Source organism: Pseudocoprococcus catus (assembly GCF_019734885.1).
Lineage (GTDB): Bacteria > Bacillota > Clostridia > Lachnospirales > Lachnospiraceae > Coprococcus_A > Coprococcus_A catus.
This window is the reverse complement of sequence record NZ_JAAXCM010000023.1, coordinates 72621-93816: the sequence shown is the minus strand read 5'-3', so window position 1 is coordinate 93816 and position 21196 is coordinate 72621. Positions and strand designations below refer to the sequence as shown.

The 21196-nt window shown below is 38.0% G+C and carries 16 protein-coding genes; all 16 read left to right on the top strand.

Annotation, left to right across the window (positions count from 1 at the left end; translation table 11 throughout):
• Positions 1 to 69: 69 nt before the first annotated feature.
• Positions 70 to 564, top strand: coding sequence for a Cas9 inhibitor AcrIIA9 family protein (locus tag HED67_RS05880; RefSeq protein ID WP_221717780.1), 495 nt, complete (start codon positions 70 to 72; stop codon positions 562 to 564).
• Positions 551 to 1090 (top strand): DUF7666 domain-containing protein, encoded by a 540-nt coding sequence (locus HED67_RS05875; RefSeq protein ID WP_021740632.1) that lies wholly within the window; start codon positions 551 to 553, stop codon positions 1088 to 1090. The genes HED67_RS05880 and HED67_RS05875 overlap by 14 nt, the downstream gene beginning before the upstream one ends.
• Positions 1091 to 3247, top strand: a complete 2157-nt coding sequence (locus HED67_RS05870; RefSeq protein WP_021740633.1) for a PcfJ domain-containing protein — start codon at positions 1091 to 1093, stop codon at positions 3245 to 3247.
• A 15-nt stretch (positions 3248 to 3262) separates the two neighbouring features.
• Complete coding sequence (locus HED67_RS05865; protein ID WP_021740634.1) at positions 3263 to 3766, top strand: hypothetical protein; 504 nt, start codon at positions 3263 to 3265, stop codon at positions 3764 to 3766.
• A 151-nt stretch (positions 3767 to 3917) separates the two neighbouring features.
• Entirely contained in the window at positions 3918 to 4631 is a 714-nt protein-coding gene (locus HED67_RS05860; protein ID WP_044964836.1) for a hypothetical protein, read from the top strand.
• Positions 4632 to 4915: 284 nt separating this feature from the next.
• On the top strand, positions 4916 to 6025 hold the full coding sequence (gene dnaN / locus HED67_RS05855; RefSeq protein ID WP_021740637.1) for a DNA polymerase III subunit beta: 1110 nt from the start codon (positions 4916 to 4918) through the stop codon (positions 6023 to 6025).
• A 28-nt stretch (positions 6026 to 6053) separates the two neighbouring features.
• Positions 6054 to 6377, top strand: coding sequence for a hypothetical protein (locus tag HED67_RS05850; protein ID WP_021740638.1), 324 nt, complete (start codon positions 6054 to 6056; stop codon positions 6375 to 6377).
• A gap of 71 nt (positions 6378 to 6448) precedes the next feature.
• Positions 6449 to 6715 (top strand): hypothetical protein, encoded by a 267-nt coding sequence (locus HED67_RS05845; RefSeq protein WP_221717779.1) that lies wholly within the window; start codon positions 6449 to 6451, stop codon positions 6713 to 6715.
• Positions 6696 to 8771, top strand: a complete 2076-nt coding sequence (locus tag HED67_RS05840; protein WP_021740640.1) for a PcfJ domain-containing protein — start codon at positions 6696 to 6698, stop codon at positions 8769 to 8771. Before HED67_RS05845 ends, HED67_RS05840 begins: the two co-directional genes overlap by 20 nt.
• Positions 8772 to 8860: 89 nt before the next feature.
• Entirely contained in the window at positions 8861 to 9835 is a 975-nt protein-coding gene (locus HED67_RS05835) for a hypothetical protein (protein ID WP_021740641.1), read from the top strand.
• Positions 9835 to 12828: a DEAD/DEAH box helicase gene (locus HED67_RS05830; protein ID WP_021740642.1), complete on the top strand. Its 2994-nt coding sequence runs from the start codon at positions 9835 to 9837 to the stop codon at positions 12826 to 12828. Before HED67_RS05835 ends, HED67_RS05830 begins: the two co-directional genes overlap by 1 nt.
• Positions 12829 to 13185: 357 nt before the next feature.
• Complete coding sequence (locus tag HED67_RS05825; protein WP_044964841.1) at positions 13186 to 13386, top strand: helix-turn-helix domain-containing protein; 201 nt, start codon at positions 13186 to 13188, stop codon at positions 13384 to 13386.
• A 15-nt stretch (positions 13387 to 13401) separates the two neighbouring features.
• Entirely contained in the window at positions 13402 to 14595 is a 1194-nt protein-coding gene (locus HED67_RS05820; RefSeq protein WP_021740644.1) for a site-specific integrase, read from the top strand.
• The gene (locus tag HED67_RS05815) at positions 14582 to 15877 is read left to right on the top strand and encodes a tyrosine-type recombinase/integrase (RefSeq protein WP_021740645.1); all 1296 of its coding nucleotides are present in this window, start codon (positions 14582 to 14584) and stop codon (positions 15875 to 15877) included. The genes HED67_RS05820 and HED67_RS05815 overlap by 14 nt, the downstream gene beginning before the upstream one ends.
• Before the next feature lie 457 nt (positions 15878 to 16334).
• Complete coding sequence (uvrB, locus tag HED67_RS05810; RefSeq protein ID WP_221717778.1) at positions 16335 to 18326, top strand: excinuclease ABC subunit UvrB; 1992 nt, start codon at positions 16335 to 16337, stop codon at positions 18324 to 18326.
• Between the two features lie 14 nt (positions 18327 to 18340).
• A complete protein-coding gene (gene uvrA, locus HED67_RS05805) occupies positions 18341 to 21193 on the top strand; it encodes an excinuclease ABC subunit UvrA (protein WP_221717777.1) in 2853 nt (950 codons plus the stop codon).
• Positions 21194 to 21196: the final 3 nt, after the last annotated feature.

Sequence of the window (21196 nt, the reverse complement as noted above, 5' to 3'; positions counted from 1 at the left end):
TGGCTGATACCGGAAAAGGATATGCAGGATTTTTTGCAGGGAAAAAGGCTGCGGCTGGCAGAAGTGCCGTTGGAAGAAAAAATTTTTTCTACTGCTTCTGAAAAGATTGCGGAAGAAATGTATCAGTTTGAAGGACCAGGGCTGGCAGTGGCTTTAGGGCAGTATCTTATGGAACGCTGTGAAGAGAAAACCTTAGGGGAACAGATTCTGCTACCTCATAAATCTTTGGAAAAAGCAATTAATTTCATTCTGCAAAGAGTATATGAAGAATCAAAAGACTACCTGCAACAGAATCGAAATGGGCAAAATGGTGCAGGAGTCGCAGTCAGTTCCCAAAAAGTGTACCATTGGCTGGAAGAATACTATGCGTTAGATGATGCTGAGGAAGAAAGAAAAAAGAAAGAGGAAGAACGGGAAAGAAAAAGAAAAGCACAAGAAAAAACTGTTGTAAAAGGCGTGAAGACTTCTGTAAAGGAAAGCAAGACCAAAAAAGACAGTCAGATTTCTCTTTTTGATATGCTGGAAGATAGAGAAAAAACGGAGGAAAAAAATGATTGCGTATAAAGCGTTTCAGAAGAATTTGAGTTGTTTGGGGTTTCAATATAAAGAAACAGAATGGAATTATACAGAAAAGGCTGCCTGCAGGAAAACGGGGTTTCATTGTGCAGAAAACCCGCTGGACTGTCTGATTTACTATAGCAATCCGGATTTAGCGCAGTATTGTGTGGTTGAAGTTGCCGGAGAACGCCAGGAAGAGGGCGATGACAGCAAAATTGCCTGCACACAGCTTCGGATTGTTAGAAGACTGACGTTATTGGAACTTTTAATAGAAGGGGTTGCATATATGCTCCAGTATCCACACAGAAGGCTGAGTAAAATCATACAGATAGAAAAAGGAAGTCCCATGGGTGGATTTACAGTGGTGCGTGGGAAACATCCCATCGGAAAAGGGAGGAAAGATACAATCCTTCTTCTCATCAGGGAAGATATTAAGGGAAATATCGTTAATTTTTCAGTCATCATAATTGACGGAAAAGAATATGTTCCAAATGTTTATTATGATTTTGATGGAAGAAAGGCAGAAGAATAAATGAGAAAAACGGAATTATTGGAAATCGGCTGTTTAGAGGCAACAAAAAAGATGTTAAAGTTTTCCAAAAAGGAAGAAAAAAAATCCAGAAAACAGAGATTACAAAAGAAAAAGAAAATGAGGAAGTTTGAATATGAAGTATCTGTAAAGATTTGTAAAAAAGGGGAGATTTTGGCAGTTTCATTTTTCAGGATAAAAGAAATGCTTGCCGGACAAGTGCAGCCGGAGATAGTTGTATTCTTAAATAAAAAGGAGCGTACCTATCTTTCGTACCTTCCAAGAGAAGCAAAGTGGAGAACAGCCACAATTATAAAGATTATGGGCTATTTTTATGGGAGTTTTTATCACTGTACCAAAAGAGATTGGGCATTATTCAGGAAATATTTTGACACAGAATGTAGCAGATGGACATCTTTAAAAGTTAGTTCTATCAGAAGTATTATAGAAGAGTTTCAAACGGATATTTTATGGGATAGGATAGAGGAAAGGCGCAGACAAGAAACCAATGAATGGGATCAGGTAATGTCCCAAATTCCGGTACTTCCAAAGGATTGGGAAAGGTGGTGTAGAAAATCGGCCATTACGCAGCACTATATTTTCTACAAACCGGAAAGAAAAGGAGAAGGCTATTGCAGCAGATGCAACACGAGAGTGCAGGGTATTTTACCAAAACATAATCAATATGGTATCTGCCCGAAGTGTAGACAGCGAATACAATATAAATCCAAGAAAATGCAAAAAAGGATTATTCACAAAGCAGAGTGCACCTATTTGTTGCAGAAGTTCGGAACTAATCAAATGGTGATTCGGAAGTTTAACGTCTATGCAAAATTTCATCAAAAGCGTGACTTTGTTCCGGAAATAAGCTGGTTTGAAACCAGAAGGGTAATCGTAGAAAAAGATTTTTCCCAGACAGCATATTATTATGGACAATATAAGGATGGCTCCTATCGGTGGAGAGAGTCTTTATATGCAGAGTACCATTATGATTTTGAAGGGAATAAAGGCACGCTATATCAGAGAACCTTATTTTCTTTGAACCAGGGAATTTTGAAGACTTCCGGGTTATACGAACTTCAAAAGAACATGAAAATGGTAGAACCGGAAACGTATTTATTATACCGTTATCATTGTCCGGCTATTGAGAAAGCTGCAAAGGCGGGATTGAAAAAGTTTGTGATCCAAAGCATCCATAAAAAGAGCCGACTTCCAAATCACAGAAAACTGATGGAAATTTTGGGAATCAATAGTTGCCTGCTAAAGCAGTTGGTGAAAATGGACGGCGGAATAGCTGGTTTATCCTGGTTGCAAAAGATGAAGAATACACAAAAGTGGATTTCAGAGGATATACTTCGTTATTTTGAAAAACATAATATTTCCACAATAGATGTTGCCTTTATTGAAAATCAAATGTCGCCACAGCAGATTTACCATTATTTAAGAAGAATGGAAAAGGAAAGCGGGCTGCCCGTAGAGAAGATTTTGACGATATGGAGAGATTATCTGTCCATGGCAAAAAAAATAGGAGAAAATCTAAAGGACTCCATCGTTTATAGACCACGGGAGTTAGAAAGAAGGCATGATGAGGCGGTAATAGCCCTGCAGGAAATAGACACAAAGCAGAGAGCAGAGGAACTACGGGAGAAATTTCCAAATCTGGAAAAGGTTTGTAGGGAAATCACGCCCATCTATCAGTCACTGAAAGATGAAAAATATGCAGTGCTGGTTCCGCAAAAGATTGAAGATATTATAAAAGAAGGAAAAGCATTGCATCATTGTGTAGGTACTCAGGAATGCTATTTTGACCGGATCAGCAGAAAAACCTCTTATATTGTTTTCTTACGCAGACAGGAAGAATTGGAAAAGGAATTTTATACGATGGAAATTGAACCAGATGGAAACATTGTACAAAAAAGTAAGGACTATAACAGAACGGGAGAGGAGTATGAAGAGGCAGAACCATTTTTAAAGAAATGGAAAAAGAATGTATTGAAAAAGATAAGGAACCAGGAAAAAGATCCTACAAAAACGCAGGTTACACTATGGACTGCGGAGCTTTCTGCTGCTTATAAGGATCATGTGGTGATGAAAGGTGGAAAATATCAGGGCCAGTATCTGTCAGATGTGCTGAAAGCAGAACAGGAAGCAGCTGCTTAGAAGAAAAGGAGAAATATGGAAAAAGAATATCAAATAGTGACAAAAAATATACCGGATAAGAATTTGCAGAAATTAAAACATATCCGGCAGAGAAACCAGTATGGTTGTTATGAGGAGAACCTGGAAGGAATGTATACAGAAAGAGGGGTATACAGACTGTTTCGCAAATATGTTAATAAACAGGAATATCCTTTCTATCAGGACTGGAAACAGGATATGCTGAAAATGGGCATTTTACTAAAAGGCCCTAAAACAGAGCTGGCAGTAAAAAGAAAGGGTGAGCATATAGTGGAAGAAATCTGTATTACGGTGAAGACGATAGAAGATGCCTGTAACCTTGTACGGCAAGCATATAGAGATTCCGATGTATGTTTGGGAGAGCTTTTTCGAAACATAGAAATTCAAGGATTGAGCATTCAGGAAGTAGTGGAAGTATTTTCCATACTGTATCGTGAACTGGAAAATGACAGAGTCTGTCGTGTGAATGTGGAAGAAAAATTTTTCACATTTGTAGCATAGAAATTTGATGATGGCGGGGGTGTGTCGGTGACATGCCCCCTAAAAAATACCATGAACAGCCAATTACGCAATAAAAAAGGCAATTTAAACAAAGAACCTTGTGGTTTTACCGGAGCATGCTATTCTAAAAGAAAAAGGGGAGGGAATACAAATGATGAAAATTGCGATATTTTACCAGAAAGAAAGCAAGCTTCTGGGTGATATACGAAAGAAGATCCGAAAGGAAGCGTGTCAGCCAGATAACGTATATGCGATTTATGAATATTCTACGATAAAGGCTTTGCGCAAAGCAAATGAACAAAGTCCTATGGATATCGTGTTTTTGGAAGATACGATAGATAATTGTGGACTGACAGCCGCCAAATATATCCGGGAAACAGGACAAAAAACTTCTCTCTACTTTTTCGGGAAATCTGCTAATCGGGCTTTTTACGGTTATGAATATAGAACGGCATATTATTTGACGGAAAAAGAACAAGTGGAAAGTTTAAATATCTATCAGCACTTTTTCAAAAAGTATTTTCCAAGGAAAACGATTTTCCTGTTTGATCAAAGCATGGATTCTGCATGGGCTATGTGTTTATCCGAAGTTGTTTATATTGATTTAAAAACCGGGGATATTTGTACAGAAAAAGGAGAGAAAAAATCGGGTTATATACTGACAGAGAAAGTATTGGAAACAATACGAAAAAAGACCTCTTTTCTAAACGTTTCCGGAGAATATCTTGTCAATCAGGATTTTATAATAGATGTGACTGGGCAGATGATTTACCTATATCAGAATAAAAGCATTTTATGTAAAGAAAAGGAGATGGATACGATTAAAGAGTTCCTTTGGAACATGGGACAAAAAGAGTTTTTATAAGGGAATATTATACATACAATATATAGGAAAAATGGATTGTAAAAAACTATATATTGTGTTATTATATTGTTGAATATATTTTTACAAATGGAAAAATTTGTAGTTAGTATTTCATTTTGGCAGAAGCCAAAAGCAGTATTTTAAGGAATATCCTGAGAAATAGAAAGAAAGACATGAAGAATCGTATGGTTTTTTGTGTCTTTTTTTGTATGCAGAAATGGAAAGGAGGACAAATTCAGTTTTTAAAAGCAGACATTATCGTTGTATGAAAGGAGAACTATTTTATGAAAATTATTTGTAAAAAGACAGATTTAGCAAAGGCAGTTCAGACTGTAGCAAAGGCAGTTCCTGCAAAAGCAACCACCTCTATTTTGGAGTGTCTTTTGCTCCGGGCAGAAAAAGAGGAGATTACCCTTACCGGGAATAACCTGGAATTGGGGATTGAAACAGTAATGCCGGGAAACATTGAAGAGGAAGGCAGTATTGCAATCCAGGCAAAAGTATTTGGGGAGATTGTAAGAAAACTTCCAGAGGGAGATGTCGTACTGGAAACAGGGGAAAAAGATCAGGCGACTGTACGCTGTAAGAAGACGAAGTATAATCTTTCTGTAAAGTCAGCAGAAGAGTACACCTGTATTCCCGATATGGAACGGAAGAATCATGTCACGATTTCAGAGTTTGACTTAAAAGAGGCAATCCGGCAAACGATTTTTTCAGTAGCAGATACTTCCTCAAAGAAGGCAATGACAGGAGAACTGTGGGAAATTAATGGAAAAGAACTGAAAATTGTAGCGCTGGACGGACACCGTATTTCACTTAGAAAAATCAAACTGAAAAAAGAATATGAACCGCGAAAGGTCATTGTTCCAGGAAAAACACTGGCAGAAATCATCAAGATTATTGGCGGAGATCCGGAGAAGGAAATTGCAGTTTACTTTACAGAGAACCATATTCAGTTTGAGATAGAAAATACCAGGGCAATCTCCCGGTTGATTGAGGGAGAATATTTAAAAGTGGAGCAGTTATTATCAAAAGATTATGGAACAAAAATCAAAGTTCAAAAAAAGGAATTACAGGAATGTATTGACAGAGCAAGTTTGTTATTGAAGGACGATGCAAAAAAGCCAATTATTCTAAATATTGAAGAAAATATTTTGTCATTGGAAGCAGCATCAAACATGGGCTCTATGAATGAAAGTATGTTCGTTGTAAAAGAGGGAGAGAAATTACGAATTGGGTTTAATCCAAAATTTTTATTAGAGATGCTGCGAGTGATTGATGATGAGGAAGTCTTCATGTATTTTACGAGTGCAAAAACGCCATGTACTGTAAGAGATGAAAAAGACAGTTATGTATATCTGGTTCTTCCGGTCAACCTTAGTGCCGCAGCGTAAAATGAGAGAAGAGGGTGAATAAGAAGGTATGGAAATTGTTCGAAATGGGCAGAAAATTCTGTTGACAGAGTGGGAATTATTTCAGGCGTATGAAGAACAGAAGTATTTGTACTTAAAAGAAAGCGTTCTGGAAAATATGGAAGACTGTCTTCCAAAAGAGATGTATAGCAAATTGAAAGCAAATGAAGATTACAAGGAAAGAAGCATCACTTTATTCCAAAAATATTATGAGGATTATCATATGGAATATGATGTGGCACTAAAAGAGGCAATCCGCGATTCTGCGAAAAAGTTTCTTGATGCAGAAAAAGCAGAACTTGTAGAAGAAAAAGGAAGGAACAGTAAAGGATGAAAAGAGAAAATTATATTATTACGGTAAAAAGCATTTATATACGTAATGCGGAGATGTTTTGCCCGGAAAGCATGACGGAACAGGAAATTTTGAACTTAGATGATATCGATATTTTTCAGTCCTGTGAGTTTGAAAGATACTGGAAAAATGCAGAAGTTTCTGCTTACTTATGTCAGATGGCTTGTGCAGAAGAAGAATTAAAAAGGGAACTTCAGAAAATTGCAGAATATTTCAAGATACCAGCCTGTTTTTTAGAAGCAATTCCTGTAAAAAAAGATTTGGAAGATGATATATTTCATAATAATGGAGAGAAGGAAAATGAAGAAAGCACTACTTAAAAAGATACCTGTTGTGGAAGCCGGTATTAAGGATAAACAATATATGGAACTTTGCAGACAAAACTATCTGATGAAGGTACAAAAGGCTACGGTAGCACATAAACGGACTTTAATCCTAAATCTTTATGACGCGGAAAACATTATAAAGGAGCAATATCAGCCGTTCTGTCGCATCTTTTTTTCTAATAGAGACTTTATTACATATTTTATAAAAGAAAACCGTTGGTCTATAAAAACTTTGGATATCTTGGAAGCTGAAAAGGGGAAATTTATATCTCAGATTGCGATACGAACATATAAGGAAAAAAGGAGTATTCAACAGTTTTTTCATTGTACAGATGATGCCGTAGACAGTATACAACTGATACAAATAGAACAGCAGAAAAGAAAAGCAGAAAAGTCGTTAAAAAGAAAAAAAAGAAGTATAAAAGATATAGAGTCTCTATTTCGCAGTGTGAAACCAGTGACTGGGAGATTTGAAAAATGGCTGGAATACGAGGTGTTAAAAGAAAGTCAATATATTTTCTATCAGTATTCCAGAAGAAAGATGATAGATTGCACATGTAGTCATTGTAAATCGGAATATCAATTGGAGAGATCTATACCAAGGCATAACAAAGAATATGTGTGTCCCATTTGCAAGCGGAAATCAATTTTTAAAGCAAAAGGAAAATCAGGATATTTTTCTGATTATTCAGAAGCAGTTAAAATTGAAAAAGCATCAGATAGAATCATACTACGTCATTTTGAAGTTAGAAAATCTTATGCTGCGCATGGTACGGGAGAATATACATTATCTTATCATGAAGACTATCGGGCTGTATTTCAGGAAAAATTCCATTTTTATTACCCGGTTTATAGCTGTTTGGCTCATAAGAATGTATGGAAAGAGAAATATATAGATCCGTATTTTCACTACAGATATCATTTGAATTATACGATAAAAGCATATCAGACGATAACCCAAATGCCTGGAATGGTGTATCCATATAATTTGAAAAATGTTTTTAAAGGAACACCATTTGAATATTGCTCCTTAGATTATTTTGTCAAAAATAATCGTTTTGTAGAGCTGCCGGTTGTATATTATCTGAAGACATATTTAAAATTCCCATTGCTTGAACAGTTCGTGAAGCAGAATATGTTTTATATCGCTTTGGAATGCCTATATCAGCTTCCAAACGAATGGGAAGAAACAAAGGAAACGAATACAAGACATTTCTTAGGAATAAATTCACGATATTGCTCTATCCTAAGTAAGTATAATATGGGGATAAGAGAATGGGGCGTTTTACAGAAAATGGAAAAACTAAAAATCCATTTGTCGGAACAGGAAATTTTTGCATATTGTAAAATTTTTGAGAGTAATAGAGATTTCTTGGAATTAAACCAGTATGCATCTATTCGGAAAATTGTGAGTTATCTGGCAAAGCAGATTGAAAAAGAAGAAAAAGGAAAGGCATATAAGTTGTCCGGTGATGTATCTGGTATCAGTCATGCAGAAATGAAATGTTATCAGACGTATATAAGAAGCTGGAAAGATTATATTGAGTGGGCAGAAAAATTGGAATATGATCTGAAAAGCCGATACGTTCTGTTTCCAAAAAATTTTAAAGATGTTCACGACAAGACTTTCCGGGAGTATCAAAAACAACAAGATAAGATGGAAAGAAAAAAACAGGCAAAAGAAAGAAGAACTGTGAACCAACTTTTGAAGAAAGATATAAAACTACTGGGGAAACAAATTCAGAATCAGGACTATATCTTAAAAGTTCCTGGAAATTATCAGGAAATCCAAAAAGAAGGACAGGCGTTAGGACATTGTGTAGGAAGTTATATCCCTCATATTGCCAATCGGGAATGTGATGTGTATTTTATCCGGAAAAAGACCGATCCGGATAAGCCCTTTTTTACGGTTGACTGGAGAAGAGGGAAGATTGTGCAATGTCAGGGGAAAGGGCGGATTCGTTATCCGCAGGAAATGGTAGAATTTGTTCATTATGCAGAAGAAAAATTAAGGCTTCTAAAAGGAGAAGAAGAAAAAAAGGCTGCATAGGAATATAAAAATTTTAAGAGAATAGAAACACAGGCAGAAGGATTAGAACATTCTTCTGCCTTTTCTTATGAAGAGAAAGGAACAGAGATATGAATGATGTATTGGAAAAATTACAACGTGTCAAAATCCAAAATAAGACCAGGCTGTCCAAAGAAGACCAGCAATTTTGTCAGATACAGCAAAAATTATATGACAGTACCAGAAATCATTTTTTAAGTATGTTTGTAGATATGGAAACACTGCACCAGCAGGAACTGACCTTTTATGGAAAGGTACAGAAATATGCAGATAGGGTGTACAAACAGAACCTGATTTGTATGGATAAAAAGAAACAAATAGAACTGATGGAAAAGGTACATAATCATTTTATCAGAACCATTATTTCCTTCTTTAACCGGAAATATGGTCTTGCCATACAGAAACATTCGTATGAACGCTATATTTCCCTGCAGGATTCTGCAGAACCCGTATTACATAAGCGGATTTCTTCTTTAACAGAAGAAGAGAAGCAAATTTATCGGGAAGAAAGGAAGAAATGCTGTAAACAGAAAGAAGAAAATCTTCATGAAGTTTTGTTTGCCAGAATTGAGTATCCGTTGATTTTGGATGATATTTTTTCTTATCTGGGCGGTTTTAGTTTTCAGGAGAAAGTGGAGCAGGAGATTAAAACAGATGCAAAAGCAGGAGTGACCTATGCAAAATATAAATTGCAAAGTAAAAAACTGTCCATTCAAAACCTGTTATGCAGCAAAACAGATCTTTGGGGAGAATACGAAATCTGTCTGGATAGTGAAAAATATAAAGCACTTTTACGGGCATTGACTTTTTTTGACTCCAGTAAAGAACAAGTTTCTATTTATGATGGCTGGCTGGAAAGATTTGTAAGTTTTTCATATAGCGGGAAAAAAGAGAAAGAAGGGATTTTTGATGAACACCCTGCGCTTGGAAAGAAAGTTGTTAAATTTAAGTATTTTAAAAATGGCAGATGGGATATTGTTTTTGTCAGTGGTGTACATGCATTGTCTTTTGCCAAAGAGTATCTCGGCTATAAGGAGGCGGCCTAATGGGAAAATACAAAAGAGATAAGGGACTTCAAATACCAATGGAGCAAAGGCAAAAATTGAATGCGAAAATTCTGTATCTAGTGGAAAACCATGAAGCAGAACTATATGGGATCACACCAGAGGATATTTTTAATGTATATATGGGAAATGGTGGGCTGCATGGACTGGACAGGAAAGACTTTCAAAATTTTCATGCTTATACAGAAGCGAAAAAAGAAATAGAGCAGGGACAGTTTTTTACACCAGCGGAAATATGTGAATTTCTTGTTGCCTGCGTCAAACCGGAACCGAAGGATATAATTTATGATTTGACTTATGGTAAAGGAGATTTTTTTAATTATCTTCCTACAGAAAGTAATATCTATGGAACAGAAATTGATATGAAAGCGGTGAAGATTGCCCAGTACCTCTACCCGAAGGCAAACCTGCAATATGGCGATATCCGGCAGTATTCCCCTGTTTTAAGCGGGGATATTGTGTTTGGAAATCCGCCCTTTCATCTGGAATGGGGAACAAAAGAAGCACCGGTATCTTCCCAGATGTATTACTGCAAAAAAGCATATCAGGTACTGAAAAACGGGGGTCTTTTGGTTTTGCTGGTCTCGGAAAGTTTCCTTTCAGATGATTTTTCAAATAAAGGGGATATTGAAGAAATCAATCACATGTTTAATTTGATTGTACAATTTTCTTTGCCGGCAGATGCATTCAAAGAGTATGGTGTGACATCTTTTCGGACAAAAGCAATGATTTTGCAGAAAAAGAGTCAGTATGTAACAGAAAGACCATACACTACAGAGTTGGAAGTTCTGAAGCGGCCACAGGAAATTTATCAAACTTATGTGTTACCGGTTCTTCAGGAACGAAGAAAAAATGCTGCAAATATTTATTTTGAATGTCAGAATACAGATTTAGAGGCAAAGCAGAAACAGGTATTTCAGGAAAAAACGGTGAAACTTTTGTTTGATATCAAAAGAAATCGAAATATCGCTCATAAAGCTGGACTGGCAGAAGCGATTTTGCAGAAATACCTGAAGCAGACGAAACCGGAGGAACTCTCCTGGCAGGAGTGGGAAAAAATTAAAATACAGCCGGAAGATGTTTTACGGAAATTAAAGGGGATTTTATCTTCTGCGAATAAGACATACAGGAATGAAATCCGGATTGTAAAGACAACTTATGGATTTAAAGAAAAGGATTATCGGGAAAATGGGACCGATATGAATTTGGGTTCTATCAATTCTTTTGTATTATCCAAAAGAGAAGTTCCTGGATTTGAGCAGTTCTTAAAGAAGAAACGGCGAGAATTTGCATTGCAGGAAACATCTTTTGAGAAAATGAAGCAGGATGACAAAATTGCAGAATATCTGGAAAATTGGCATGTAACAAGTCAAATGACAGGGGAGGTCAAATATCTGAATGCTGTACAGAAAAAAGAAGTGAATAAACTGCTGCAGAAACGATACGTTGCCCTACAGTTTTCTATGGGAACTGGAAAAAGCCTTTGTACACTGGCAATGGCGCAGTACAGAATGAAATATAATCCTGTCCGGAATATATTCATTGTCGGCACAGCCCTGGCAATCAATAATACATGGGAAGAAATATTGGAAGACTATCAGATTGATTTTTACCGTATTCGGAAGAGGGAGGACATAAAAAGGGTACAGAGAGGACAGATTGTGCTCTTGACTATCAATCTGCTTACGGAATTAAAAAGGGAGATGAAAAAACTGTTACGTATCCGCTGTCAGAAAGTCATGTTGATTTTTGATGAAAGTGATGCAATTACCAACGGAAGTTCAAAACGTACAAAAGCAATGCTTTCTGTTTTTCGAAAATGCAGATATAAAGTGCTGGCAACAGGAACACTGACAAGAAATAACGTGGTAGAAGCAGCACCTCAATTAGAACTGCTTTATAACAACTCTATTCATTATCTGGCAAAGAATGAATGGATCTACCGATTCAAAAACGGACAGATGGAAAAAAATAGGAACTTCTTTTTGAATCAGCCATTTCCAGCTTATAAAAGAGGGTATGAACTGTTTTCTTATTCCTATTTACCAAAGAAGATTACAGTGTTTGGTCTGGAGAAGGCAAATCAGGATATTTATAATGCATCATTTTTAGATGAATTATTAGAAAAAACAGTCATAACAAAAAATTTTGAAGAAGTGGTAGGAAGGAAAATTTATAAGATTTACCAGGGAACCTGTTCTTTTAGCGAAAGGGAAAAAGAAGTGTATCGAATAGCAGTAAAAGAGTTTGATAAAATCCGCAGGAAGTATTTTGCAGCTTACGGCAATGCACGAAAGGATTCCATGTTTCGGATTTTGCAGCAACTGCTGCTCCTTCTGAAGATATGTGCAGATCCTTCTCTTGCATACGAATACGATAGCAATGAAGTACCTACGAAGGTAAAAAAAGCAATCCGTCTTTTGCAGATGTGGAAGTATGAGAAGGTTGCGATTGGAGTACGCAGAATAGAAGTGGCAGATTCCTATTACCGATATTTAAAGCAGGCATTTCCAGAAAGGCAGATCTTTTATATCACAGGGGATAAAGTTCCATGCAAGCAGCGGCAGAGGATTGTAGAAAAACTAAGAAAGACAGAAAATGGGATATTACTTTCTACGCAGCAAAGCTTGTCAGAATCTATGAATATAGATGATGTGGATAAAATTATCCTACCAGAGCTTCATTACAATCATGCGGCTATGGAACAGTATTATTTTCGGTTTATCCGGTATACGTCCAGAAATTTTAAGCAGGTGGTATTTTTAATTTATGAAAATTCCATTGAAGTGAACCTGCTAAAGATGATACTGGCGAAGGAGAAAATTAACCTGTTTATGAAAAATCAATTGCTAGAAAACGGAGAACTATATGAAAGATTCGGCATCAATCCCCAGATATTTTCCCTTTTGATGACAACCAGTGTGGACCAGGAAGGAAAACTTCAGATTCAATGGGGCGAACAGAAGATTAGTTAGTATTTTCTTATTTGACAACAGATATAGATAATCGTAGTTTTATAATAGAATTTTTATTTGAAGAAATTCAAATATATTACAGATTTGCTCTGCTAATGACAGAGTATCATAATTTTGGAATTGTTATTCCTATAATTCTTTAGAAAGACATCAAACAGATTTAGTTTTGGTGTCTTTTTCTTAAATTTTTCTCAAAATGAATCCAACAGTTGCAAGAACAAATCCTAAATAGCTGAAATTATAGTTCATAGAATGGCATACAAAGCTTCGAACTTTTGTGTGCTCTTTTGTGAAGTGAGTTTAAGAAACTAGAAACAGGATACATAGATGTCATTTAAATTGGGAAGGAGGTGGAATATGGCAGATATGGAGGTTACCAAAAAAGTATATAGCGCGGATGAAATACAAGTGATTTTAGGAATTGGAAGGAGTAAGGTATATGAATTTCTGGATTCTGTAAATAAAAAGCAGGAACCGTTTCGGGTTATAAAAATAGGAAGAATATATCGGGTGCCTAAGGATTCTTTTGATAGATGGATGAATGGAGAAACTATATAGAGCAGAGGTGAAAGAATGGTTAAGAAAGTAAAAAAATATCCACATGCATTTTTTGAGAGAAATACCTGGAATCATAGAACAAAAAAATTATTGCCGGATTATACAATCAAATATGGGAAAAAGGGTGGATTTGAAACAGCTGAAGAAGCAGAAAAAGCGTATCAGGAACATATAAAAGAATTTGATAGGAAGATGAATATGACCTTTTTAGAAGTGGATAAAGAGGTAACATTAAAAAACTTCTTACTTTATTGGTATGTGAGTATCTTTTCCGAAAGAGTACAGTCAACTACCCGATATTTAGTATCCTATGTGCTATATGGAATGCTATTACCTAATATAGATGAAAAAATAAAATTGAAGTTTGTCAGCACAGATTATTTGAATGAGTTATTGGATAAAGTGGCAAAATACTGCAAATCGGCAGGATTCAAAAGCAGGGAAACATTATATATTGCAATGAAAGATGCACAGTTTCTTCGTTTAATAGATAATAATCCAGTAAAAGCAACGAAAACATATCCAAGACCCAAAAGAAAGATTACCGTTTTAAATAAAAGTCAGACAAGATGCTTTTTGACAGCCGCAAAAGAAAGAAATTGGTTTTTAGAGATTATTTTGGGGTTATATTGTGGCCTGAGAAAAGGGGAAATATTAGGACTGAAATTTGACGATTTTGATTTTGAAGAAAGAACGGTCACAGTTCAAAGACAGTTGGTAGCTGATATAGAAACCAAGGAGGGAACTTATGAAATTATAAAGTATCAGAGTATTTTACGTGATCCAAAAAGCGAAAGTGGAAAACGCAGATTAAAAGTGCCCGAAATTATATTGGTGGAAGTCGAACGCAGAAAAGATAGAATTCAATTACTGAAGGAAAGAATGGGAGAAGACTTTCAAGATCAGAATTTTATTTCTTGTCAGAAAAATGGAAATCCAAGAGGGTTGTGTTCTTTAAATACAGAAATCAGGAGACTATGTGAAAGAAATGGATTGCCACATATTACAGTGCATGGATTAAGACATATGTATGCTACAATTCTAGCTGAGAGAGGAGTGCCTTTAACGAAAATATCAGCATTGCTGGGGCATCATTCCGTACATACAACATTTGAATTTTACCTGGAAGTAATTGAGGGTGGAAATCAGATTACAGATTTTTTGAATAAGGAATTTCTAGCAGAGGAGGCAGCGTATGGATCTAAATAAAATAAAACTCAGAGCGTATGTAGATTATCGTGTTGGCAATGTGATAAAAATTAAAGGAAAGTTTGGATTTCGTGTAACTGTGATATTTGATGATATGGAAGAAAAGGAATCCCAACATTCTGGTTTTGCAAAGAAAGAAGAGGCAGAAAAAGAAAGAAATCATGTAATTGCTCAATTACACGATAAGAAATATGTTGTTTATAAAAATATAAAAGTGGAAGAGCTACTGACGTATTGGTTGGAAAATATTATAAGAAGCAAGGAAGGTGTAAGTGCTTGTACTTACAATACTTATAAAAATTGTATTGAAAAGCACATTATTCCAGAATTGGGAAAATTAACTTTAGTAAAGTTAAATCAGGGGCACATTTCAAAATTGTATAAAAAGTTGGTTGAAAAATATAGTTCCATTCCAAGAATAGCTAAGCCGATTTTGAATACCTCATTAGAATTTGCACTTTCTAAAAATTTGATTACATATAATCCGGCGGAGGGATTAAATCTTCCTAAAGGTGCGAAAAAGGTTCCATACCATGAAATCGTAATTGATGAATCAAAAACGTACGCGTTGGAGCAGGTAAAGCATTTAATAAAAGTAGCAAAAGATACACGTATTTATCTGTATATATTATTTGCACTCTTAATGGGATTAAGGAAAAGTGAAATCAGTGGAATAAAGTACACAGATATAGATTATGAAAATCGCACATTAAAAATAGAACGGCAATTAGGAAGAAGTTTAGAGGTAGACGAAAATGAAATAGCACCAAAGACACGAACAAAGCAGGAAATTGATGTGAAGACACCTGCAAGTAATCGTGTGGAGAAAATTCCTAATTTTTTATTTAGCGAAATACTAGAAGAAAGGAAAAAATATGAGAAAAACCGAAGCAGGAGACAGCATGGAAGATGGGTATTTCAAGATATGGATTACATTTGTTGTTCTAGTTATGGAAGACCAAGATCTACCACATACATATATACCCATTATAAAAAACTAATAGAAGAAGCAGGATTGCCATATATACGATTTCATGATTTACGTCATACGTATACCACATTATTAATGAAGAATGATATCAATCAAAAGGCAATAGCAGCGTCGTTAGGACATTCCAAATCGATTATTACATTTGATGTCTATACAGACAAGCAGGCATTAATAGAAGGAGGGGTAGAGGAGATTGATGCATTTATAGATGAAGTGCATCCATATGATAGTGAAGATATTCAAATACTAAAAGAAAAATATGGAAAGAAAGTTCTGCATAGATTGGCTTAATCTATATGGGAAATCAATAGAAAAGGGTATACTGCAGGTTATTTGCTGTATGCTCTTTTTTTTACGGGAAAGAGAAAAGTAGATAGTAGAAAAATTCTTTTATTGACGAAATACACAAGAACAGATATACTAAAATTGAACGTATGTTCGTGCATAAGAATACAATATATGGAATAAAAATGCAGAAAAATATCAGTAATGCTGTTCTGTGTGCTTAGGTATTATGATTGACTAATAGGTCTTTATAGTTTTGAAAAGGGATAAATTGTGGTATACTGTAGTATCAAATCATGGAGGATAGTACGAGGTGTTGCGAACCGGAAAATATCCACTTGGGTGACCAAATTCGTACATTGGCGTTTTTTTACCTATTTTTCAGCAAAATTGGAACGTATTTTTCACCTGACATGTACGAATTTTCGGGTTAATAATGAAAATAGTAAGGAGGTTTTTGACTATGGATCACTTCGAACTGGTATCAGAATATGCTCCTACAGGAGATCAACCGCAGGCTATCGAACAGCTTGTGAAAGGTTTCCAGAAAGGCAACCAATGCCAGACTTTACTAGGGGTTACGGGGTCTGGCAAGACTTTTACAATGGCAAATGTTATCAAGGAATTAAATAGGCCAACACTCATTATTGCACATAATAAAACGCTGGCTGCACAGCTTTATAGCGAATTCAAAGAATTCTTTCCGAATAATGCAGTTGAGTATTTTGTCTCCTATTATGATTATTATCAGCCGGAGGCTTATGTACCCTCTTCGGATACTTATATAGAGAAGGATTCAGCGATCAATGATGAAATTGATAAGCTGCGTCATTCTGCGACAGCGGCATTATCGGAGCGCAGTGATGTGATTATCATTTCGTCTGTTTCCTGTATTTATGGTCTGGGCAGTCCCATCGATTATCAGGAGATGGTGATTTCTTTGCGTCCCGGCATGCTGAAAGACAGAGATGATGTCATCCGTAAGTTGATCGATATCCAGTATGTACGTAATGATATGGATTTTAAGCGCGGTACCTTTAGAGTACGCGGGGATGTGGTGGAGATTTTTCCGGCGAATGCAACGGATACAGCGGTACGTGTGGAGTTTTTTGGAGATGAGATTGACAGAATTACGGAATTTGATGCATTAACAGGCAGTGCGAAGGCAAAACTGGAGCATGTAGCTATTTTCCCGGCATCTCATTATGTTGTTGCACCGGAGAAGATGGAGAAGGCGATTTGTGCGATTGAAGAAGAATTGAAAGAACGGGTGGAATGGTTTAAGCGTGAAGATAAGCTTCTGGAGGCACAGCGAATTGCAGAGAGAACGAAGTTTGACATAGAGATGATGCGTGAAACCGGCTTTTGTTCCGGTATAGAGAATTATTCCAGACATTTGTCCGGATTGAAGCCGGGAGAGCCGCCGCATACGCTTCTGGATTATTTTCCGGATGATTTTCTGATGATCGTAGATGAGTCCCATATTACAATTCCGCAGGTGCGGGGGATGTATGCCGGTGACCAGTCACGAAAGACAACATTGGTAGATTACGGATTCAGGCTGCCTTCGGCTAAGGATAACCGTCCGCTTAATTTTGAAGAATTTGAATCCCATATCAGCCAGATGCTTTTTGTCTCTGCGACACCGAATGTCTATGAGGGTGAACATGAATTGCTGAGAGCAGAACAGGTGATCCGACCGACTGGACTGCTGGATCCGGAGATCAGTGTACGGCCAGTGGAAGGACAGATCGATGATCTGATTTCCGAGGTGAATAAGGAAATTGAGCATGGACATAAGATATTGATCACTACACTGACGAAGCGAATGGCTGAGGATTTGACGGATTATATGAAAGAACTGGGCATCCGCGTCCGATATCTGCATTCAGATATTGATACGCTGGAGCGGTCGGAGATCGTGAGAAATCTCCGATTGAATGTCTTTGATGTACTTGTAGGCATCAACCTCCTGCGAGAGGGTCTGGATATTCCTGAGATTACGCTGGTGGCGATTCTTGATGCAGACAAGGAGGGGTTTCTGCGTTCAGAGACATCATTGATCCAGACCATTGGCCGTGCGGCCCGTAATACAGAGGGACATGTCATTATGTATGCGGACAGAATCACAGATTCTATGGATAAGGCGATTACCGAGACTAATCGAAGACGGGCCATTCAGCAGGCTTATAATGAAGCTCATGGCATTACTCCGAAGACAATCCAGAAGGCTGTCAGAGATTTGATTAGTATCTCGGAGGCAGCGGATAAGTCTGAAGACAGTTTTGTTAAAGACGCGGAGTCTATGAGTTATAAAGAGCTGAATGCGGCGATCCGCAAGCTGATGAAGCAGATGCATTCAGCTGCGGCAGAGCTTGATTTTGAGAAAGCGGCTATGCTGAGAGACAAGATCATGGAATTGAAGAAGATGATCCATGAGATAGAGGAAGATTAAGAAAGGAAGTAACGATGTCAGAATTGACGCAGAAAGATTTTATAGATATAAAGGGTGCCAGAGAACATAACTTAAAAGGCATTGATGTGAAGATACCGCGCAATAAGATGGTTGTATTGACGGGACTCAGTGGCTCAGGTAAATCTTCTCTGGCTTTTGATACGATTTATGCGGAGGGACAGAGACGTTATATGGAGTCTCTGTCATCCTATGCCAGACAGTTCCTTGGTCAGATGGAGAAACCGAATGTAGAGAGTATATCTGGTCTGTCTCCGGCCATTTCTATTGATCAGAAGTCAACAAATAGAAACCCGCGGTCCACTGTGGGAACAGTGACAGAGATTTATGATTATTATCGATTGCTGTATGCCAGAATCGGAACGCCTCATTGTCCGAAGTGCGGCAAGGAGATCAAGAAGCAGACAGTGGATCAGATGGTGGATGCAGTGATGGCCTTGCCTGAGAGAACGAAGATTCAGCTTCTGTCTCCGGTTGTACGAGGCCGTAAGGGCGAGCATGTAAAGATTTTTGAGCAGGCAAGAAAGAGCGGCTATGTACGTGTGATGGTGGATGGCCATCAGTATGAATTGTCGGAAGAGATTAAGCTTGAGAAGAATAAGAAACATAATATTTCCATTATTGTAGACCGGCTGATGGTTCGTGAGGGTATCGAGAAGCGACTGACAGATTCACTGGAGACCACGCTGAAACTGGCAGAGGGATTGGCGATTGTGGATCTTCCGGATCAGGAAGACAGTATGACATTCAGTCAGAGTTTTTCATGCCCGGACTGCGGGATCAGTTTTGAGGAGATTGAACCGAGAAGCTTTTCATTTAATAATCCTTTTGGTGCTTGTCCTGTATGCCATGGCTTAGGTTATAAGATGGAGTTTTCACCGGAACTGATGATACCGGATACTTCCCTGAGCATTTCCCAGGGAGCCATTGCGGTGATGGGATGGCAGTCGTCAGCGGATGCTTCCAGCTTTACCCACGCTATTCTTGTGGCTTTGGCGGAGGCTTATCATTTTGATCTGGATACGCCATTCAGAGATTATCCGCAGGAAATCAAGGACGTCATTTTACATGGTACAGGCGGACGTGAAGTAAGAGTTCATTATCGCGGACAGCGCGGTGAAGGTGTTTATGATGTTGCTTTTGAAGGCCTGATCAAGAATGTGGAACGTCGGTACAGAGAAACCGGTTCAGAGCTGACGAAGCAGGAGTATGAGAATTTCATGACCATTACCCCGTGTAAAGAGTGTGGCGGCAGACGTCTGAAGAAAGAGTCATTGGCGGTAACTATCGGCGGCAGGAATATCAGTGAATTGACAGAGCTGTCTATTACAGATCTGAATGCATTTATGGATCAACTTGAATTGACGACACAGCAGCATTTGATCGGCGATCAGGTCATTAAGGAAATCCGTGCAAGACTGGGATTTCTGATTGATGTAGGTCTGGATTATCTGATGCTTTCAAGAGCAACAGCAACACTGTCCGGAGGAGAGGCACAGCGCATTCGATTGGCAACACAGATAGGTTCCGGGCTTGTTGGAGTGGCTTACATTCTGGATGAACCAAGCATCGGTCTGCATCAGAGAGACAATGATAAGCTGCTGAAGACATTGAAGAATTTGAGAGATCTGGGCAACACTCTGATTGTGGTGGAGCATGATGAGGATACCATGCTGGAAGCGGACTGGATTGTGGATATCGGACCGGGAGCAGGTGAGCATGGAGGATATTTGGTGGCAGAAGGAACCGCACAGGATATCATGAAGTGTGAGAAGTCCGTAACAGGTGCTTACTTGAGCGGTAGGATCAGAATTCCGGTACCAAAAGAGAGAAGGAAGCCGACAGGATTTTTGCATATTATCGGTGCGGCAGAGAACAATCTGAAGCATATCAATGTAGATATTCCTTTGGGAGTGATGACCTGTGTGACAGGCGTGTCCGGTTCAGGCAAGAGTTCCATAGTGAATGAAATCCTTTACAAGCATCTGGCGAGAGACCTGAATCATGCAAGAACCATCCATCCGGGTAAGCATGATGACATCCTTGGAATGGAACAGCTGGACAAGGTGATCAATATTGATCAGTCTCCGATTGGTCGTACACCGCGTTCCAATCCGGCAACTTATACCGGCGTGTTTGATCTGATCCGTGATTTATTTGCCTCATCAGTGGATGCAAAAGAGCGAGGTTACAAGAAAGGGCGTTTCAGCTTTAATGTGAAGGGCGGACGGTGTGAAGCCTGTGCCGGTGATGGTATTATCAAGATTGAGATGCATTTCCTGGCAGATATTTATGTCCCTTGTGAAGTGTGCCATGGCAAGCGTTATAACAGAGAAACACTGGAAGTGAAGTATAAGGGCAAGAACATCTATGAAGTATTGGATATGACCGTCGAAGAAGCAGTGAAGTTCTTTGAAAACGTGCCGTCTATCCGCAGAAAGCTGGAAACGCTGAATGATGTGGGGCTTTCTTATATCAAGCTGGGACAGCCATCCACCACATTATCCGGTGGTGAGGCACAGCGTATCAAACTGGCCACAGAACTCAGCAAACGCAGCACAGGACGAACGATTTATATCCTTGACGAGCCGACAACCGGTCTTCATTTTGCCGATGTTCACAAACTGACAGAAATCCTCAGACGACTGGCTGAAGGCGGGAACACTGTTGTTGTTATTGAGCATAATCTGGACGTCATCAAAACCGCAGACTACATCATTGATGTTGGACCGGAAGGCGGTGCCAGAGGCGGTACGATTGTTGCCTGCGGTACACCGGAAGAAATCGCAGAGAATCCGAACTCTTACACTGGCATTTATGTCAGGAAATTTCTCGAAAGAGATAAGTAAAAG

What these genes read in the sequence shown, in the direction of transcription:
- HED67_RS05875 (WP_021740632.1), top strand. Translation starts at nt 551, where the DNA reads ATGATTGCGTATAAAGCGTTTCAGAAGAATTTGAGTTGTTTGGGGTTT.
- HED67_RS05870 (WP_021740633.1), top strand. Translation starts at nt 1,091, where the DNA reads ATGAGAAAAACGGAATTATTGGAAATCGGCTGTTTAGAGGCAACAAAA.
- HED67_RS05865 (WP_021740634.1), top strand. Translation starts at nt 3,263, where the DNA reads ATGGAAAAAGAATATCAAATAGTGACAAAAAATATACCGGATAAGAAT.
- HED67_RS05860 (WP_044964836.1), top strand. Translation starts at nt 3,918, where the DNA reads ATGATGAAAATTGCGATATTTTACCAGAAAGAAAGCAAGCTTCTGGGT.
- dnaN (WP_021740637.1), top strand. Translation starts at nt 4,916, where the DNA reads ATGAAAATTATTTGTAAAAAGACAGATTTAGCAAAGGCAGTTCAGACT.
- HED67_RS05850 (WP_021740638.1), top strand. Translation starts at nt 6,054, where the DNA reads ATGGAAATTGTTCGAAATGGGCAGAAAATTCTGTTGACAGAGTGGGAA.
- HED67_RS05845 (WP_221717779.1), top strand. Translation starts at nt 6,449, where the DNA reads ATGACGGAACAGGAAATTTTGAACTTAGATGATATCGATATTTTTCAG.
- HED67_RS05840 (WP_021740640.1), top strand. Translation starts at nt 6,696, where the DNA reads ATGAAGAAAGCACTACTTAAAAAGATACCTGTTGTGGAAGCCGGTATT.
- HED67_RS05835 (WP_021740641.1), top strand. Translation starts at nt 8,861, where the DNA reads ATGAATGATGTATTGGAAAAATTACAACGTGTCAAAATCCAAAATAAG.
- HED67_RS05830 (WP_021740642.1), top strand. Translation starts at nt 9,835, where the DNA reads ATGGGAAAATACAAAAGAGATAAGGGACTTCAAATACCAATGGAGCAA.
- HED67_RS05825 (WP_044964841.1), top strand. Translation starts at nt 13,186, where the DNA reads ATGGCAGATATGGAGGTTACCAAAAAAGTATATAGCGCGGATGAAATA.
- HED67_RS05820 (WP_021740644.1), top strand. Translation starts at nt 13,402, where the DNA reads ATGGTTAAGAAAGTAAAAAAATATCCACATGCATTTTTTGAGAGAAAT.
- HED67_RS05815 (WP_021740645.1), top strand. Translation starts at nt 14,582, where the DNA reads ATGGATCTAAATAAAATAAAACTCAGAGCGTATGTAGATTATCGTGTT.
- uvrB (WP_221717778.1), top strand. Translation starts at nt 16,335, where the DNA reads ATGGATCACTTCGAACTGGTATCAGAATATGCTCCTACAGGAGATCAA.
- uvrA (WP_221717777.1), top strand. Translation starts at nt 18,341, where the DNA reads ATGTCAGAATTGACGCAGAAAGATTTTATAGATATAAAGGGTGCCAGA.